Below are 575 nucleotides of genomic sequence, written 5' to 3'. Positions count from 1 at the left end.
GGGGCGGGCAGGGCGTGCGGGACATGTGAGTGGGGCGCGGGACGGGGTACGGATGGCGACGAACGCCCCGAACGGGGACGTTTGCAGACCTGAGGCCCCCCTTCGCAGCAGCAGCGGTTACGGTGCTGACGTACGTGATCGACAGGGGGAGGGACGATGCCCGGAACCGTGCTGCTGCTCGCGGCCTCACCGGTGGGCAAGGGATGCCTGGTGGACGCGGCGTCCGTGCTCCCCGTGCTCGCGGCCGTGCCGCCCGCCGTGCTGGCCGGCACCGACACGGCGAACGTCGTCGAACTCGCCGACCCCCTGGAGCCGCAGGCCGTGCTGACCCGGCTGCGGGCCGCGGCGGCGGCACCCGGACCGCTGACCGTGTTCGTCACCGGACAGCTCCAGCTCGACCGCAAGCAGCGGCTGCCGCATCTGGCACTGGCCCGTACGACGCCGTCGACCGTTCGCTACACCGGTTTCCCCTGGCACTGGTTCCGTGAGGAGCTGCGGCTGCGGTCGGCCGGGACGACGACGCTGCTGGTCGATCTGCACGCGGACGCGGAGACGTGGGCGTGGCTGCGGGGGCG

1 pseudogene is annotated in these 575 nt (G+C 73.2%); it reads left to right on the top strand.

Features of this window, described 5'->3' with window-relative positions:
* Positions 1-156 precede the first annotated feature (156 nt).
* Positions 157-575 (top strand): annotated as a pseudogene (locus BZL64_RS37975) (hypothetical protein); the annotation flags it as partial.

Source organism: Streptomyces bobili, from assembly GCF_002154575.1.
Taxonomy (GTDB): Bacteria; Actinomycetota; Actinomycetes; order Streptomycetales; family Streptomycetaceae; genus Streptomyces; species Streptomyces bobili.
Note: the sequence above shows the minus strand (reverse complement) of the source record. Positions and strands in the feature narration are given on the sequence as shown.